Below are 18,134 nucleotides of genomic sequence, written 5' to 3' on the forward strand. Positions count from 1 at the left end.
CGTTGCGAAAGCAGAAAAAATCAATCAGATCGTGCAAGGTTAAATCCTAAACACTAGAACAATGGGTCTTCCGCCTCGAATCATCTAAGTCAAAAGTGATAAGATGAACGTTCAACGACTATCTCGTATAACTGACGAGAGTACATCACAAGCCTATGGTGGTGGAAAAATCCTCTATCTCTAAAGAGATAAACATATAGTCTGCGCTCATGTGAAAACATGAGAAGTTCATAAGAGAACTGGCTAAGGAATTGCGCCCTTAGTTGAACGAGATACATTTAATTAAATCTATCAAACCCCATTGAATATATAGAACGTATGTGCTACGGCGGGTTCAATGAGGTAAGAATAATAATGAAATTTTTACGAGTTAGTCAAGTATCAGAATTAACAGGTTTGCATCCGAGTAGTCTAAGGAGAATGCTGGTGGAACACGCTACGATTCAGAAGAACAAATCTTTCATTTTAAAAAACAAAAAACTATCGAAAGCATTTTCATTTCAAAAATTACACTTCTTCTTTCAATGTTTATCATACAAGTGCGAGAAGTATGGCATTGCGTATGTAAAAGCTGATAAATGGTTCGCCTCAAGCAAGGTTTGTTCATGTTGCGGAGTTAAATACGACCATTCAGTTCAACCAGAAGGACAGTGGAGTTTAAAAATACGTGAGTGGTGTTGTGTTTCATGCAATAGCCATCACGATAGGGATGTAAATGCTGCGATAAATTTATCAAGATGGGTAAAATAAATGCTTGATAATAGGAGGTAACGATACTGCCTCGTGTGGAGTGTTATACCCCTCGTCCCTTCGGGGTTGCGAGAACATGATGAAGCACTAACTCGTGTAAATTTGATTAAATTGTATAGATTTAGTTAAGTTTATCGTATCGGATAAAATGCGCTTAGAATATCGACTTAATGATGAAACAAACGGGTACCCTGCTTTATGGAACTACGCAAATATTTCTAACTCTGAAATCATCGCACGCATGACTTGTGAATATTTTATAAAAGAGAAAAATACATATGTTGTTACTGCAACTTCGGTAGATCCAGATGGAACGGCAGTTATATATATTCAAAAAGAAGTTTTTGCAAATGATCCTTCAGATCCTACATACTCCCATATAGGTTTTGAAATTAGAGAGCTCAGAGAAACGAGCTCAAGCATAGTTGATAGTAAAGATGTATGGAACTATGAAGAACTTTTACCATCCCTTCATTCAGATATTATATATATTCAGCGAGACGGCATACATATGGAGTTCGCCTTAGATTCAAGAGAGATCGATGAAGACAGAAAGTGCTATATTTATTATGGAAACTTCACAGGTGAATCCAGATAATATCGACATTTTTATGCAACAAAAAAACCTTACGTATAAAACGTAAGGTTTTTATATAGCCCCACATATGCCGTTCTCTCTAGATGTCCATAAACCTGCTCTCACAGGTGGATGCTCTCACAAATGTTTGTAACTTCCCTCTTAAAAAGATGGCCTGTTAGCTACATTTAAATATTGAACTTCCGTATTAAACTTATTGGTTTAAGACATGCATAAGCTACGTACACCGTAGGAATTGTATATAAGTTTAGTTGAAATAAGACCCCCGCACGTGCCGCTCCTCGTAAATGTCCAAAAACCCGCTACTCGCAGGTGGATGCCCTCACAGTTACCGTACATCTTCCTCCACAAGGAAGGCTTGATGATGGTCGCTAAATATTGAGCTTCCGTATAACTAACATCGGTTTTAGACATAAATAAGTTACGTACACCGCAGGATGTATTATTTACTTGTCGTTATATTATCACATTGTTTCCAATGTGTAAAATACAATCTTTTTCGAGCAATCTCTTGCTTGTGACCTTATTTTAATACAAATTTTTTTCGCATGCAAGTGATTAATCTTCTTCTTTTGCAATTTGATTTTCTGGATAAGAAATCCAATCACTCCAGCTACCTGCATACAATTTCACATTTTTGAATCCAGCTACTTTCAGTGCAAGGATATTGGGGCACGCTGTAACGCCAGAACCACAATACACTATTGTTTCCTTATCTTTCGAAAGGTTTTGGAATCGCTCTTGTTGCTCAGCTTCATTTTTAAATTGTCCTGATTCTAGCACTCCATCCTTCCAAAAATAGTTTACTGCTGTCGGAATATGTCCCGCTTTATGGTCAACAAGTTCCTCTACACCAGCATAACGTCTCGGTTCTCTAGAATCAATTAACGTAACATCTACACCTGCATGGATATTTTCTCTGACCGTTTCCATCGATACAAGCATATGGTCTTGTATATTTGCTCTGAATGTTTTTCGTATAACAACAGGTACTTCCGCTGTTATATATAATCCATTCTCTTTCCAAGCAGGAAATCCACCGTCTAATATATATACTTTCTCATGTCCTACATAACGGAGTAACCACCATAAACGAGAAGCATTTGCGCCAGCTTGACTGTCATACGCAATTACTGTCGTATGTTCATCAATACCAGCTTGCGAAAGCTTGTCTGCAAACTCTTCAATATTCGGTAATGGATGACGGCCACCATGTTCTGTTACAGGACTTGATAAATCTAAATTTAAATCAAAATATAACGCATGAGGAATATGTTCTTCCTCATATTTTTCTCTACCCCAATTAGGATTCGCTAAATCAAACCGACAATCGATTATACGGACGTTCTCATCTTCTATATGCTCACGTAACCATTCGACTGTAACAATCATCTTTAACGACCTTCTTTCTCTTGCAAACGACTTACATACTCCATAACCATTTCTTCTGTAACATATTTACGCTGTAGTGTAACACCATTTTTTGCAAGATCATTAATTTGCTTTGTTACAACATTAATGACATCAACCGAAAATTCTTTCCCATTTGACGCAAGAGATACGGCTGCTTCAATAGCTGCTTCACGCTGCGCATCTAATTGTAAACATGCTTTTACACTTTCATTTTGTTTACGAGAATGTGCTGTAATTGCTTTATGTACTTCCATCTTCTCTTCCCCCTAATAAATAAGTTATACTTTCTCATTCAATTCCATTGCAAGCCGAATCATATCGCGACATACAATCCCATTTTCAATAATCTCTTCTTCATAATGCTTCGAAAAGTGATCAAAATCAATAGAAAAAATACGAAATCCGCATTTTTGATATAAGGCAAGCTGTGAAACACTAGAATTACCCGTACCAACTTCAAGTTTAGACATACCATATCCTTTAGCGGTTTCTACAGCATGCTTCAATAGCTTCTTTCCAATACCTTTACCTTGCATATACTCTACAACCGCAATATTCATAATTTCCATCGTCTTCGGCCTTGTTTCCAAAAGAACATATACACCGACAACTCGGTCCTCTTGCTTAGCTACATATGTTAATCCTCTTTGCACATATGTATTAATTTGCCGTTCACTCGGATCGGCAAGTAACAATAAAGATTTCGGTATAGCTTCTTTTGAAATATTCTCTATTACAACAGGCATCAAAATTCCCCCTTCTCTATTGTTCTAAACCCTCCTTGTCTACCATAAGTAATAGAAAGGAGGGATTCACCATGGACAACAATGAGAAAAAGTGCAACGTCATCTCTATTGATGGAAAGAAGAAGAAAAGCGACTCGTATTCCTATCCAAAATTAGTAGTAGAAAACAAAACATATGAATTTTCTTCATTCGTCTTATGCGGTGAAACACCAGACGGCAGACGACTCGTTCTTACTCATATGATTTCTACTGATGAATTTGCAGGGTTTGTAAAATCTTTAGATACTGTACTACAAAAGAAAATTGAACGAATATTTTTCTCATAACAATTATTTAACATAAATTTCTTTTTCAATTTCTACTAACTGGTTTTGCAGTTTTTCTTTACTTTGTTCATATAGTGATACATCAATCGTTTCAGCCAATGCAAATAATATACTTTCATAATAATTCATTATATCTTGCTGCATCACTGTTTGGAATAAGTTCCATTTTACATCCCACTCTTGCTTATAATGATGAACAAATAAATCTTTTTCATCAGCTACATAGTTTGATACGAACGGTTCTAATACCAATTTTGCATCCTCTTGCATAAGAGCTTTATCATTTTTTTCAAAAAAGCTTTTCTCATTTTTGAAATGTGCTAGTGCTTTTTTGAAATCTTTTATTTCAACTGAAGGGAACGGTTCTTTATGTGTAATATCTTTATATTCATACTCCACTGTTCCACTCATAGAAATTGATTCATTTTCTACTTTGCAGTTCACTACAATTTCATTCTTTGCACGCTTCATCGCTTCATCTATCCACTTTTCAAGGCGTAATGATGTCGCACGCATTTCTTGTAATAAATCATGCTGAATGAATGCTACTAATTCCATAACGCACTGTTGTAACTGCACTTTTACATTTCCATCTGTTCGAAGTGACGCTGGATTAATAAATTCAGTAAACACATCGTTATAGCGTAGGAATAAGCGTTGTTGCACGTAATAAAGTAATTCTTTCACTTCATTTTGCATCGCTTGTTCTTCAGCTAGCACGCTATATGATGAAATGATATGAAGTAGCTGATCACGCTCTGCTTCATATTTTTTTGTTTGCTTCTCTTTTTCATCATTCCCCTGCTTTGCACCGTTTATCATATTGCCAAGAAGGTGATTCGCTCCTTGTAATGCGCCATATAGAGCATGCACAGACACAAGCATTAAATCTCTCATCATAAATGACGTGAACGATTCTTCAAACTTAGCAATCCCAGAGTTTTGTAAAATACCGTACTTCTCTTTTTCTATATTCTTTCCTTGTTTCTCTTCAAGCGCACATAAACTTGAAATTGCAAATAAACGCGGATTTCTAATACCGTATTGCAGTAACTGATCTGCGATGTAACCTTTTACCATTTCAAGTTCTTCCTCAGACTGTGCTAAATCAGCAGCATTAATTAAGAAGAACATTTTATCAAGTGCAAAAGTATCCTTTACACGACCAAGCTGAATTAAAAATTCACGGTCAGCACGTGAAAACACATGGTTATAATATGTTACAAATAAAATAGCATCTGCATTTTTAATGTATTGGAAGGCAACGTCCGTATGACGTGCGTTAATAGAATCCGCTCCTGGCGTATCTACAAGCGCTACCCCCTGCCTTGTTAAAGCACAATCATAATAAAGCTCCATATACTCAACAAAACATGATTTTTCCTCATTCGCTACATAATCAGAGAACTCTTCTAATGTAACTTGTACTTGTTCCCCTAAATGAGTAGAAACTGCATCATATCCTTTTTGTACCGCTCGTAAAAAGCTAAATGTTGTTTTTTGCTTCCCGCTTGGTGACGGATATTTTATAACTTTTTCGATTTGCGATAACGCTTCATCTAACGTAGTAATTTCATAATGAAACAGCTTATAAACAGCTTTCATATCTTCTAATAGCGCTTGTTTTGATTTAAACTGAACAATTACTGTTCCGTGTGGTTTTTCCTCTGTGACCGGCAAAATTTGATTAATCGTTGCCGTCGTCGGATTTGGTGAGACAGGAAGCACCTTATCACCTAGCAACGCGTTGGCAAATGATGATTTCCCCGCACTAAAAGCTCCAAATAATGCTACTGTAAATTGTTTCGTTTCCACACGGCGTCTTTTTTCTATTACCTCTTGCTGTACGTGCTTCAGTGCAGGCAATGGTTCTAATAGTGTTTCAGCTTTTTTTACTTTTTCTAGTATACGTTGAATATTTAATACTGCCGTTCCTTTCAGCTCTTCCTCACGAGCCATTACATTACCACTTATGACTTCTTGCTCTTGTAGTGTGAATTTCTCACTAACAATTTGTTTTTTATTTTGTAATATCTCATCTATTTGCAATCCTTCTGGTGTAGCAATATGATCATGCCAAATGTTTTGTAAATAACCCTCATATTCCTCAAAATCATTACTGTATTGAACTTGCGTTTCTTTCGCCATTTGCACCATCGTGTATGTTTCAATTTCTTCCTCAATACGAGCAACGGCTACCTTCACCTTTTGCTTTAAAACTACCGCACTCTTATCAAAAATTTGCTGTGCTTTTATAAAATAACGCTTCTTCAGTTCATTCGCTACATCCGCTGTATAAAGAAGTAAGTAATCGCCAGTGAAACCTGCGCCTTGTTTAATTACTTCAGCCAACATTTCTGGTCCAAAAGCAATCTCTAAAGCATATATGTCTTTTCCAATTTCCTCTGTGAACAATCCTTCTTCTTTTAAGAAAGCTACAATAAATTCTTTCACATGAAAATCAAGTTGCGTTTCAACAGTCTTTTGCAAAGCAGAATAAAATGCTTCTAAACGTCTCTGTTTTTCTTGCTCCGTTTTCCCTTTCGCAAATAACAAACCAACTTTAAATTTTGTTAATTTCGTTTCTAAATACGCATTTGCCATTTCTCTCATTTCAAATGGCATTAAATACGCGTTATCTAATATAGCTTGCAAACCTTTTATAAATTCGTTTCTCACATGAGATTCTTTACCAGCCTCACGATTTTTAGTTTCAGTTAGCTCTTCCTTTTTTTCAACTACCTCTGCAATCGAAAGCGGTGATGCTAACTCTTCCTCATATTTCAAAAGATGCTTTTCATTTTCAGAAAGAATGAACGAGAAATGTTCTCCCAATAAATATTCTGTTTCTCTTTCCATTCCATTTCTTACATACTGTTCTTTTTCTTCCATAATAGAAGTTATTAACGCTTCTAAGTTTCCAATTTCATTATGTGGATGGTTCATCATTCGTAATGACGTATAATAAACACCATCTACTTCAATATCCCAGTTAGAGAACGATTGTTTTACACTATCCTGATAATTCTCAAACGATAATTCATTTTCTTTATGTTTATCTACTTGGTTTACAACGAGATAAACCGTTTTATTACGTTGTTTCAATTCTTTAACAAATTGCAAATTCACTTCCGATTGGACGTGGTTATAATCCATCATATAAAAAATAACGTCTGCTAAATGAAGTGTCGATTCTGTTGCTAGTTGATGGGCATCATCTGTTGAATCAATCCCTGGTGTGTCAACTAACATAACTCCTTCAGGGATTGGCGCATCATTACGATAAATATGAACACCAATTACCTCATCACCGTCTTTACAAATTTGTTTTAATTCTTCAGCTGAATATGCACCGTCATACTCATACTGTTCTCCAGATTTAACCGTTACAACAACACGATCCATTCCTTTTTCAATCTTGACAACGTTAGCGCTTGTCGGAATTGGACTTGTTGGTAATAACTGCGCTTTATATAGATGATTCATCATCGTTGATTTCCCTGCAGAGAAGTGACCGCAAAACGCTATCATAAGCTGTTCTTGTTTATATTTTTGAATTACTTCAAACAACTTTAAGCTATTCTCTGCATCGCCGTGTTTTTGCCACTCTTCATAAAAACAAACAAGTTTTTTCATACCGTTTGTCTGTACTATGTTTGTCATCCCCTTGTTCCCCTTTATCCAAGATGTATATACTTTATCCCGCTATTTGCAAACTAATAATCAGTAAAAGGTGAACCTCCCCACTCATTACAGTTTCACTTTACTATCATACTAAATTTTCAGCATATTCTCATTAAAAAATAAAAAATCCCTTTCATTCTTTTTACAGATGAAAGGGATTTTATGTCATATCATTCATTTTGCTGTTCCTACTCCATTTAAAACATACTTTGCAATAACTGCATATACAGCGACCGTACCTGCTACTAATGCATATACCATACTGATGCACCAACCTTTTTTTGATAATGATTATCACTTTTGAATACATTTTATCATTAAAGAGAATCATTATCAACAACTTTCATAAAGAAAGCTCCTTCGGGAAAAGGAGCTTTACTGCCTGTTTTGAAGAAGTTTAAAACTTGTGTGCACTCTTATTATATCTCATCCTACATATCTTAACAGTTTTAAAAATTGGAAATCTCCCCTATCCCCTTCCTCTTACATTTTGTATACTAAAAGGGAATTACTTAACAAGGAGGAAAATAATGACACAAAATCTTACACAAGGCGAGAGGATACACTCCATCGATATTATTAGAGGAATAGCTGTACTAGGTATTTTTCTTGTTAACTGGCCCGTTATTGCCGGAGTTGACTCACGTGATATTACAGGAATTTACGAAGGGATAGACAGCTACATTCGCCTATTTTACGATATGTTTATTCAAACGAAATTTTATACAATTTTTTCGTTTTTATTCGGATTAGGTTTTTATATTTTTATGAATCGTGCTGAGGCGAAAACAGATCGCCCAAAAACTTTATTTGTTCGTCGCTTGCTTATTTTATTATTATTTGGTTTCTTGCATTACGTTCTTTTATGGGACGGAGACATTTTACATACTTATGCAATTACTGGTTTTTTCTTATTTTTATTTTATAAGAGAGAGCCACGAACTATTTTAATTTGGTCAATTGTACTATTAAGTTTCATGCAACTGTTCTCATTATTAGGTTCTCTCCTCATGTTAATCGTGCCAGTAGAAGAATTAGGCCTTTCCACAGCAATTATGCCGTTAGAAAACTGGGGCTTACAAATCACAGACAGATTCCATTCTTTCTATTCTGAAGCAATAAGTAACAGTCTTATTATGCTTCCTGAGACACTAGGATTGTTTTTACTCGGATTATATGCCGGTAAAAAAGATATTTTCCGCCGTGCCAAAGAATTAGATCCAAAACTAAAGAAATGGCAAATTATTATGTTTGTTTTAACATTGCCAATGTGGTTTATTATGGTTTACTTCTTTATGAATAATCAACCATACATGCCGTTGTCACTTATGGGTATCACGATGATAAGTGGAAAAACATTATTCATCTTCTACATTTTCACGCTGATGCGTTTATTACAAAAAGAAAAATGGCAAAACTTATTACGTCCATTCCAATACGTTGGACGAATGGCGTTAACAAATTACATCTCACATACAATTGTTACATTACTTGTATTCGGACTATTGTTCAAAAATGATTATCTTGCACCATTATGGGTAGGGCCACTATTTTGCATCGGTTTCTACACGCTGCAAATCTTTATTAGCCGCTGGTGGCTGTCACGTTATCAATATGGGCCACTTGAGTACATTTGGCGTCTTGGTACGTACGGGAAAATGATGCCACTTAAAAAGAAAAGCAAGGTCTCATAACGAGACCTTGCTTTTTTACGCTTCTCTTACCGCACTTTGTATCGGAACTGGTTCATCCTTTACTTTCACTTTACGCTGCGGCACCATATTAAACACGATATTTAACAATACTGCTGATGCACTTCCAAGTACAATTCCGTTATCAGTTAAAATACGAATGTTTTCAGGAAGTTGTGAGAATAACGTTGGAACGACTGTAACTCCAAGGCCGATTCCGACAGAACATGCAACAATTAATAAGTTTTCTTGTTTGCCAAAATCAACGCTACTTAACATTTTAATACCATATGCCATTACCATACCGAACATTGCTAACATCGCACCGCCAAGTACTGATTTCGGAATAATTGTTGTAATAGCTGCGATTTTTGGAATGAATCCAAGAACGATTAACATACCACCACAAGTGTAAATAATAACGCGATTTCTTACTCCAGTTAATTGAACAAGCCCTACGTTTTGAGAGTATGTTGTATATGGGAAGGCGTTGAAAATACCACCTAACACCATCGCTAATCCTTCTGCACGATAACCTTTTGTTAATTCTTTTTCACCAATCTTTTTATTGCAAATATCAGATAATGCAAAGTAAACACCTGTTGCTTCTACAATCCCTACGCAAGCAACGAGAATCATCGTAATAATTGGCGTTAATTCAAATGTTGGTGTACCGAAGTAAAATGGCTGAATACCATGGAACCAATCCGCTTCTCCAACCGCTTGCAAGCTTACTTTCCCCATAAATGCTGCAACGATTGTACCGAACAATAGACCTAGTAAAATAGAGATTGAACGGATAAACCCGTCAAAGAAACGATACATAATGATGATAAATAGTAACACACCAAATGCTAATGCTAAATTTTCAAGACTACCGAAATCCTTACTTCCTACTCCTCCAGCCATATCATTAATAGCTGCTGGAACAAGTGTAACTCCAATTACCGTAACAACAGAACCTGTTACAACAGGCGGGAAAAGCTTTACAAGTTTCCCAAATAGCTTTGCAAAAATAACAACGAATAATCCAGCAGCAATAATCGCTCCATAAATAGAAGACACACCGTATTGTTTCCCAATTGCAATCATCGGTCCAACCGCTGTAAATGTACACCCAAGTACAACGGGAAGTCCAATACCGAAAAAGCGATTTGATAATGCTTGTAAAATCGTTGCAACGCCGCACATCAATAAGTCAATCGATACTAAATATGTTAACTCTTTTTGATTTAAACCAAGTCCGCCGCCCACAATAAGAGGAACGATAATTGCCCCAGCATACATGGCAAGCATATGCTGCATACCAAGCGATGCGATTTTAAATGGATGCTGCTTCATTGTTATTTCACCTCCGCAGTTTCTTGCTGTACAAATGTAACTGTGCCGTTATCAAGTGATGCAATTTCTGCTAGTGACTCAACTCGAACACCTTGTTCACGAAGTTTCTTTCCTCCATCTTGAAATGCTTTTTCAATAACAATTCCAATCCCTGCAATACTTGCTCCAGCTTGCTCCACTAAACTCATTAAACCTAAAGCAGCCTGACCGTTTGCTAAAAAGTCATCAATGATTAACACGCGATCATTTTCATCGATATGATTTCGAGATAATGAAATTTCATTCGTTTCTTGTTTTGTAAATGAATATACGTTTGCAACATACATATTATCTTGTAACGTTAACGATTTACGTTTTCTTGCAAAGATTACTTTTACACCAAGCTCTAATGCAGCCATAACCGCTGGTGCAATGCCTGAAGATTCAATCGTCACGATTTTTGTAATGTTCTCTTCTTTAAAACGTTTAGCAAATTCTTTTCCGATCTCTTGCATAAGTACTGGGTCAATTTGATGGTTTAAAAATGCATCTACCTTTAATACGTCACCAGATAAAACCTTTCCTTCGTTCAAAATCTTTTCTTGTAATACTTTCATGTTTGTTCCCCCTCTTATGCAATAAAAAACTCCAAAAGCCGCCACCACTCGTTACAAGTGAGAGACGCGCTTTTGGAGTTTCGCAAAAAAGAATGCTAAACAAGCAAATATATTCGTCCTCACTCATAGTCAAAGTATTTACGGTACTTCGGTAGAAACTTGCAGGCCATATCCCCGCGATTATATGAGTGTAGCTAACTATTTATTTTATAGAAGGATTATAACGCACTTTTTACACTTTGAAAAGCATTTCTTAATAAAACACGTACAAATTTTATAAAAACATCATTTTCGTTCGAGTTTTGCAAACTCTTACATTTCATCTCACAGAGTCGTTAAAATGATTGGTCCGTCTTTTGTAATCGCAATGGTATGTTCATATTGAGCTGATAATTTTCTGTCCATCGTTCTTGCAGTCCATCCATTTAAATCAACTTTAGAGTATCGCATACCTACATTTACAATCGGCTCAATTGTAATTACCATTCCTTCTTGTAGCTTAGGTCCTTGTCCAGGTTTACCAAAATGAAAAATTGCTGGTTCTTCATGAATCTCCTTACCGATTCCATGCCCCGTAAAGTCTCTTGCAACTGAAAATCCTTCAGCGGCTACATAACTTTCAATTGCATAACCAATATCCCCTACATGATTACCGATTATAGCCTGATCAATCCCTTTATACAAAGCATTCTCAGCTACTAACAACAACCTTTCTGCTTCATCAGAAACTTTTCCAACTATATACGTCCAAGCGGAATCTGAAAGACCACCATTTAAGTTTACTACCATGTCAATTGTTACAATATCGCCCTCAGTTAAAGGAACATCGGCCGGAAATCCATGACACATTTCATCGTTTACAGATGCACATATCGCATATGGATATCCGTTGTAACCTTTCTGCTCAGACGTTGCACCATGCTTTTCTAAATATGCTTCAACAAACGTTTCAATTTCTTTTGTCGTAATACCTGGTTTTATCATTTTCGCAATTTCTTTATGACATGAAGCGAGTAATTTTCCAGATTCATGCATTAAATCTATTTCATTTTTCGTTTTAATTGTGCTCATGCTGCCTCTCCTTACTAAACTTCCAATTATAAAAGCAAACATCACTTTTCTATTTTTCGAATGTAGATTCTTATTAAATTCGTTTTTTTAATATTACATCTAGTATTTTTGATTGATGTTTACTTATAAACAAAGTATATTGTTACTATACTATTAAAAGGAGGATTATTAAAGATGATGCATGCAGGAAGACTACGTCAGCAAACTTTGAACACGAAGTAACTTAATATGTTCAAAGGCTCTGTTTTCATAAAGCAGAGTAAACGGGATTAGTCTGCACATTTTTAATAATCTTCAACGGAAGAGTACACTTTCCACATGGAGAAAGGCAGATATACATCTGTCTTTTTTTCGTATATTTTTTCATACAAAGAGAGACGTTTATTCATTATATCCTCGTTTACTCTTAACCACAGACAGAAGCCCGTCTGTGGTTTTTTTATGATTACATTTCTTTAATCATATTGATGTATTTAGGATGATTAGTAACAGAAAACGTATGAAAGCATTAAAATCAGAATAAACATTTGGAGGAAACAAAAATGAATACACTTAAAGTTAAACAATTAGCAAATAAAGAAGGACTAAATATCTTAGAAGATTCAATAGAAATCAATGAATCTGGTGTTGACTTTCAAGTAGCACACGTTACAGAACAAAACGGGGATAAATAGATACTAAGAATTCCTCGTAGACCAGAATCCATGAGACATGCCCTACGAGAAAAAGAAGCGTTAGAAATTATGAAAAAACATGCAGAATTCCAAGTTCCTGATTGGTCTATATTTTCTGAAGAACTAATTGCTTATAAACAACTAAATGGCATTCCTGCCGCTACTATCGATATAGAACAACAAGGTTATGTATGGAAATTTAACGAAAAGAATGTACCAACCGAATACTATATTTCATTAGGAAAAGTTCTAGCGAATTTACACACATTACCTCAGCAAAAATTTAATAATACAAGTTTTGAAATTCTAACTGCTAATGAATTAAGAACTTCTATGAAACAAAGGATGAATCGAGTGAAGGAACAATACCATATCAATCAAAACTTATGGGATCGTTGGCAGGCATGGCTAGCTGAAGACTCTTTTTGGCCATCTCACGTAGGAGTAACGCACGGGGATATACATCCAGGTCATATCCTGGTTGATAATAAAAATAATGTAACTGGTTTAATCGATTGGACAGAAGTAGGAATAGCTGATGTATCTATAGATTTCACATCACATTATCTACTCTTCGGAAAAGATGGACTAACGAAGTTAATTAGCTCTTATGACAACGCCGGCGGTAAAACATGGTCAAGAATGGATGAACATATTATCGAACTTCTAACAACGAGTAGTATCACTGTTGCTGAATACGCTCAAGTATCAGGTTTGAAAAACATGCATGAAGCAGCTGTACACATGCTAGCAACTGAAAATTAATGAAGTTACTAAAAAACAGAAGAATCCTCTTCTGTTTTTTAGTTATTTTTACATATATAACTCATTTTCAAAAACTCAAAACAACTTCCATTTGTTTTCTGTATAAATGTCCCAACTGCTTCAAATCCTGCTCTTTTATACACTTTGATTGCTCTCTCATTAAATGTGGCTACTGATAATGTTATATACTTGCAACTGTATCTTTCTTTACTAAAATCTAATCCAGCTTTTACGAACTGTAAACCTAATCCATCGCCTGTTATATTAGGTCTCATCCCCAGTCCTATATCTACCGTTCGATTATCTGTTTTACAAAAGCTAAAGAACCCAATAAGGGTACCATCTTCCTTCACAGAAAATATATGATTTCCTCTGCTCTCCTCATGTAAAAACTCAGCTAAATCTTCTTCATCTGCCTCTATATCGTAAAAGGAATATTCCCCTTCATAATGCCAGTTGTATGCAATTTCTTCTGCTTCTTCTTGCGTCATTACTGTATATGCATAATTCATTTTTCTCCCCCCTTTAAAAGAGAGCTGCAATTAAGCAGCTCTCTTTTACAACGCATAAATTTCTTTATACTTCGCTTCTAAATAATCGGCTAAGTAGTTTGCATTTAACCCTTCACCTGTCACATCTTCTAAAATTTCAAGTGGTTTTTTCGTTTTACCATATTGGTGAATATGTTCTGTTAACCACTCACGAACTGGCGTCACGTTTCCTTCTTCTAATAATGCATCAAAGTTCGGAATGTCTTTTAACATTCTTTGCTTAAATTGCGCTGCATACATATAACCAAGCGCATAAGATGGGAAGTATCCAAATGAACCACCAGCCCAGTGAACATCTTGTAATACGCCTTGTGCATCATTCTCCGGACGAATTCCTAAATACGCTTCCATCTTATCATTCCAAGCCGCTGGTAAATCCTTCACTTGTAATGTGCCATCAAATAATTCTTTCTCAAGTTCATAACGAACCATGACGTGAAGCGGATATGTAAGTTCATCTGCTTCTATACGAATGAACGATGGCTTCGATTCGTTAATCGCATCATAAAACTCATCGACTGATATATCGTCAAATTGACCATCACTATACTCTTTTAACAAATCGTAATTTTTCTTCCAGAATGATTTATTACGACCGATAAAGTTCTCAAAGAATAATGATTGTGACTCATGAATACCCATAGATGTACCACTACATAGCGGTGTACCTTCAAATTTCTCTGCAATATTTTGTTCATATACAGCATGACCACATTCATGAATTGTCCCAAAAACAGCCATACGGAAATCTTTTTCGTCATAGCGTGTCGTAATACGAACATCCCCTCTATTTAATGTAATCTCGAAAGGATGTACCGTTTCATCAAGACGACCTGCTTCAAAGTCATAATTCAATTGCTTTAATAACTCTAATGTAAAGTTTTTTTGTTTTTCTTTTGAAAAATGTTCTGATAAAGCACTTGTTTTTAATCTCTTTTGCGACTCTGATATTTCTTTTACAAGCGGAACGATACGCTCACGAAGTTGACCAAATACGTGATCTAATACTTCTACTGTAATACCAGGCTCATACATGTCTAATAATGTATTATATTTGTATGTTTCGTAACCCCAATATGTAATAAATTTCTTTTTGAATTCAACAATTTTTTCTAAATATGGACGAAACATTTCAAAATCAGATTTTTCGCGAGCTTCTTCCCATACACTTTCCGCTTTCGCTTCTAATTTTACATACTCTTCATATTCCGCTTGTGGAATTTTCTTATTTCTATCATATTCTTTTCGACATTCTTCAACCATTTTCTTCGTCGTTTCAGAAAGTTTATTTTCATTTATTAAAGCTTCAAGCTCTGTCAAATAATTTCCCATTTCATCTGAAGTCGACATAACAAACACTTCTGATGAAAGCATGCCAATTACTTCTGAACGCTGGTCCACACCTTTTTTAGGCGCACCTGTTCTTAAGTCCCAAAACATTAAGCTTAATGCTTCTCCATAATTCTCTATCTTCTTCACATATGCTAAAAACTGCTTTTCTACTTCATATGTAGCAACTGTCATCGTATAAAAACCTCCCTTTTCTACCTCAAACTTAATTCGACATGGAAACATAAATTCCTTTTATAATAGAAAAAAAGCTTGGCAAGCGCCAAGCTTTCTCCTTATAATTCTTTACCTTCTACTGGCAGTACATTTTTCACTGCAGCAATTACTTTCTCATCTTCTGTATCAGATAAGAAAATTGATATAGCACCTTTATCGTCACTTGTACGAATTAAACGTCCAATCCCTTGACGAAGACGTAAAATCATATATGGTACATCTACATCCCAGAATGGATCATTTACGTGCTTACGTTTCGCTTCAAACACAGGATCATTTGGAGGGAATGGTAATGACCAAATAATAACATGTGATAATGATGAACCAGGAATGTCTAAACCTTCCCATAAATGAACGGCACAAAGTACAGTCTCTTCTTCATTTTGGAAACGAGAAACGAGCTGACTAATTTCTTGGTCCCCTTCATATAAGAATGGAACTGACATTTGTTCTTTACTCACATATTCTTTAAACGCTGCAAGTTCTTGCGTTGTACGGAATAATACGAGTGTACGTCCATTTGTTTTTTGGATATTTTCAAGTGTATATTGACACTTTCTTTCCCATTCATTTTCTTTCGTATGTGATAGCAAGTTTACTGCCATTTGTTCTTCATAATCAAATGGTGAGGCAACTGAGAATGATAAATAATCTTTTACCCCTAAACTATTTGCTGTAAATGCAAATGAATCATTGTTAGATAATGTAGCCGAAGAGAAAATATATGGGATTTTCTTTGAGAATACTTTCTCTTGTAACACTTCTTCAACTGCACGCGGCATAATTACTAATGTGAAGGCACCATCACCTTCTTCACCCCATGTAATTACATTTTTCTCATGCATGAAAAGACGAAGTGAATGTTCTAACACATCTAAATGCTCATCAACGATATTTAAATCATATGTGTTTACCGTATGCATTTCACTTTCAAATACTAATGCATCACCGACTTCACCAATTTTTGCATAAAGTCGCTTCGCTTCAGCCGTTACTTTTTCTGTCACAGTAATTTCTAGACGATCAGAACCAGCAATTTCCTTTTTATTCTCTTGTAACACATCAAAGAATCGTTCAGTTTGCCAAATTGTTTCTTCTACTAAATGTGCAAACTCTTCACGAATATCGTTTTGTAACAATCTCGTTAATAGTTGTTCCATCATCGTTTGCTTTAAACGATACGTTAAAGCTTTTTGTGCTGCATACTCTACAAGATGACCTTCATCGAATACAACACAACTACTTTCAGGTAATAACGGAATTTGTCCTTCACGCTTCCGAGCATCATACGTCCAAATATGATCCATGTAGAAATCCTGAGAACAAATGATTAAATCTGCCGCTTTACGATAATGTTCGCGCGAAAGGGTTTGACCACAACGATGACGAGAATCACATGTGAAGCAATCTTGGAAGTAATCCCAATTTACTTTTGACCATTCTTCATCATTTAACAGTGGAAATTCTTTTCGATCACCGTAATGAGTAAAGTTTTGCATCGTACCGTGGTCAAATACAAACTGCGGTAATTCGTAGTATACGTCTTCAATTACTTCTGGAGCTCGTCCACTCATAACATCTTCAAGTTTACGCAAGCATAAATAGTTATCCATCGATTTCGCAAGTCTAACATCAACAGATAGTCCTAATGCTTCAGATAATTTAGCGATGTCCCCTTCTTCTTTCACAAGCTGCTCAATTAATGTTTCATCTGCACAAGCGATAATAGCTGGTTTCCCTGTATAACGCGCGTAACAAATTGCGTATAGAAGATATACAATTGTTTTCCCTGTTCCTACGCCTGCCTCTGCGAACATTACTTTCTTCTCTTGGAAAGCACGCTCTAATTGAAACGCCATAAAAATTTGTTCATCACGCTCTTCAAAGCCTTTTTCCGGAAGGATGTCGTAAAACACATCTCCAATCCACTCATTCAACTTATCATAAAAATTATCTTGTTTCCCTACTTCAAATGGTAATCTCTTCTCAGTAAACATCCTTAGCCTCCAACCAAAAAGTTTTTCTATAAAAAGACATAGTAACTGCTACTCATATGCATGCAGTTACTTTCCCCTGTTGCAATACATAGAAATAATAGAAATATGCGAAAAAAAATTTTCCTTTCGCAAAAGGAAAATTTTTTTCTATATTAATGACTTTAAATAGCGTTTATCAATTGCTGTTTCATGTGAAAGTGCGGATAAATACTCTTCCTGCGCTTTTTCTATTTCATCAACAATTACGCCATGACTATCCACTTCTTTTCCGAGCTCATCATACGTACGGTGAATAGCTTTTTGAATCATTGATAATTGAAAACTATCCATATCACTTCCTCCTTTACGCATTACATAATAGCCAG

At 35.7% G+C, this 18,134-nt stretch carries 14 protein-coding genes, 2 other RNA genes, 2 pseudogenes and 1 riboswitch; of the genes and pseudogenes, 5 read left to right on the plus strand and 13 right to left on the minus strand.

Annotated elements, in window-relative coordinates; all coding sequences use genetic code 11:
• Nucleotides 1-456: 456 nt before the first annotated feature.
• Both BAQ48_RS01550 and BAQ48_RS01555 read left to right on the plus strand, forming a co-directional pair.
• A pseudogene (locus BAQ48_RS01550) lies at nucleotides 457-750 on the plus strand (zinc ribbon domain-containing protein); the annotation flags it as partial.
• A gap of 148 nt (nucleotides 751-898) precedes the next feature.
• Complete coding sequence (locus BAQ48_RS01555; protein ID WP_001235543.1) at nucleotides 899-1,348, plus strand: hypothetical protein; 450 nt, start codon at nucleotides 899-901, stop codon at nucleotides 1,346-1,348.
• Nucleotides 1,349-1,402: 54 nt separating this feature from the next.
• Here the strand turns inward: BAQ48_RS01555 and ssrS (BAQ48_RS01560) are convergent.
• The 5 genes from ssrS (BAQ48_RS01560) to BAQ48_RS01580 all read right to left on the minus strand — a co-directional run bounded on the left by ssrS (BAQ48_RS01560) (nucleotide 1,403) and on the right by BAQ48_RS01580 (nucleotide 3,507).
• Nucleotides 1,403-1,586, minus strand: a non-coding RNA gene (ssrS, locus tag BAQ48_RS01560) — 6S RNA.
• A gap of 21 nt (nucleotides 1,587-1,607) precedes the next feature.
• Nucleotides 1,608-1,790, minus strand: a non-coding RNA gene (gene ssrS, locus BAQ48_RS01565) — 6S RNA.
• Between the two features lie 116 nt (nucleotides 1,791-1,906).
• On the minus strand, nucleotides 1,907-2,740 hold the full coding sequence (locus tag BAQ48_RS01570) for a sulfurtransferase (protein ID WP_071709739.1): 834 nt from the start codon (nucleotides 2,738-2,740) through the stop codon (nucleotides 1,907-1,909).
• A gap of 2 nt (nucleotides 2,741-2,742) precedes the next feature.
• Nucleotides 2,743-3,015 (minus strand): YpbS family protein, encoded by a 273-nt coding sequence (locus tag BAQ48_RS01575; RefSeq protein WP_000451820.1) that lies wholly within the window; start codon nucleotides 3,013-3,015, stop codon nucleotides 2,743-2,745.
• 24 nt (nucleotides 3,016-3,039) lie between these two features.
• Nucleotides 3,040-3,507: a GNAT family N-acetyltransferase gene (locus BAQ48_RS01580; protein ID WP_071709740.1), complete on the minus strand. Its 468-nt coding sequence runs from the start codon at nucleotides 3,505-3,507 to the stop codon at nucleotides 3,040-3,042.
• A gap of 71 nt (nucleotides 3,508-3,578) precedes the next feature.
• Between BAQ48_RS01580 and BAQ48_RS01585 the strand changes: the two genes are divergently transcribed.
• Nucleotides 3,579-3,833, plus strand: coding sequence for a DUF3931 domain-containing protein (locus tag BAQ48_RS01585; RefSeq protein ID WP_000369735.1), 255 nt, complete (start codon nucleotides 3,579-3,581; stop codon nucleotides 3,831-3,833).
• A gap of 3 nt (nucleotides 3,834-3,836) precedes the next feature.
• On the opposite strand, the gene BAQ48_RS01590 is transcribed toward BAQ48_RS01585, so the two are convergent.
• Nucleotides 3,837-7,496, minus strand: coding sequence for a dynamin family protein (locus tag BAQ48_RS01590; RefSeq protein ID WP_071709741.1), 3,660 nt, complete (start codon nucleotides 7,494-7,496; stop codon nucleotides 3,837-3,839).
• A gap of 551 nt (nucleotides 7,497-8,047) precedes the next feature.
• Between BAQ48_RS01590 and BAQ48_RS01595 the strand changes: the two genes are divergently transcribed.
• Nucleotides 8,048-9,211, plus strand: a complete 1,164-nt coding sequence (locus BAQ48_RS01595) for a DUF418 domain-containing protein (protein WP_071709742.1) — start codon at nucleotides 8,048-8,050, stop codon at nucleotides 9,209-9,211.
• A 15-nt stretch (nucleotides 9,212-9,226) separates the two neighbouring features.
• On the opposite strand, the gene pbuX is transcribed toward BAQ48_RS01595, so the two are convergent.
• The 3 genes from pbuX to BAQ48_RS01610 all read right to left on the minus strand — a co-directional run bounded on the left by pbuX (nucleotide 9,227) and on the right by BAQ48_RS01610 (nucleotide 12,216).
• On the minus strand, nucleotides 9,227-10,549 hold the full coding sequence (gene pbuX, locus BAQ48_RS01600) for a xanthine permease PbuX (protein WP_071709743.1): 1,323 nt from the start codon (nucleotides 10,547-10,549) through the stop codon (nucleotides 9,227-9,229).
• 2 nt (nucleotides 10,550-10,551) lie between these two features.
• Nucleotides 10,552-11,145: a xanthine phosphoribosyltransferase gene (locus BAQ48_RS01605; protein WP_000866483.1), complete on the minus strand. Its 594-nt coding sequence runs from the start codon at nucleotides 11,143-11,145 to the stop codon at nucleotides 10,552-10,554.
• Nucleotides 11,146-11,251: 106 nt separating this feature from the next.
• Nucleotides 11,252-11,353: riboswitch (purine riboswitch) on the minus strand.
• A 116-nt stretch (nucleotides 11,354-11,469) separates the two neighbouring features.
• On the minus strand, nucleotides 11,470-12,216 hold the full coding sequence (locus BAQ48_RS01610) for a type I methionyl aminopeptidase (RefSeq protein WP_071709744.1): 747 nt from the start codon (nucleotides 12,214-12,216) through the stop codon (nucleotides 11,470-11,472).
• Nucleotides 12,217-12,758: 542 nt separating this feature from the next.
• On the opposite strand from BAQ48_RS01610, the pseudogene mphL reads away from it, so the two are divergent.
• Nucleotides 12,759-13,655, plus strand: a pseudogene (gene mphL / locus BAQ48_RS01615) (macrolide 2'-phosphotransferase MphL).
• Between the two features lie 38 nt (nucleotides 13,656-13,693).
• On the opposite strand, the gene BAQ48_RS01620 reads toward mphL, so the two are convergent.
• The 4 genes from BAQ48_RS01620 to BAQ48_RS01635 all read right to left on the minus strand — a co-directional run bounded on the left by BAQ48_RS01620 (nucleotide 13,694) and on the right by BAQ48_RS01635 (nucleotide 18,099).
• The gene (locus BAQ48_RS01620; RefSeq protein WP_071709745.1) at nucleotides 13,694-14,167 is read right to left on the minus strand and encodes a GNAT family N-acetyltransferase; all 474 of its coding nucleotides are present in this window, start codon (nucleotides 14,165-14,167) and stop codon (nucleotides 13,694-13,696) included.
• Between the two features lie 45 nt (nucleotides 14,168-14,212).
• The gene (gene ypwA, locus BAQ48_RS01625; protein ID WP_071709746.1) at nucleotides 14,213-15,730 is read right to left on the minus strand and encodes a carboxypeptidase; all 1,518 of its coding nucleotides are present in this window, start codon (nucleotides 15,728-15,730) and stop codon (nucleotides 14,213-14,215) included.
• Between the two features lie 101 nt (nucleotides 15,731-15,831).
• Nucleotides 15,832-17,769: an ATP-dependent DNA helicase gene (locus tag BAQ48_RS01630; protein ID WP_000493697.1), complete on the minus strand. Its 1,938-nt coding sequence runs from the start codon at nucleotides 17,767-17,769 to the stop codon at nucleotides 15,832-15,834.
• A gap of 147 nt (nucleotides 17,770-17,916) precedes the next feature.
• On the minus strand, nucleotides 17,917-18,099 hold the full coding sequence (locus tag BAQ48_RS01635) for a DUF3921 family protein (RefSeq protein ID WP_000376893.1): 183 nt from the start codon (nucleotides 18,097-18,099) through the stop codon (nucleotides 17,917-17,919).
• Nucleotides 18,100-18,134: the final 35 nt, after the last annotated feature.

The sequence above is a fragment of the Bacillus luti genome, assembly GCF_001884105.1.
In the GTDB taxonomy this organism is placed as follows: Bacteria; Bacillota; Bacilli; order Bacillales; family Bacillaceae_G; genus Bacillus_A; species Bacillus_A luti.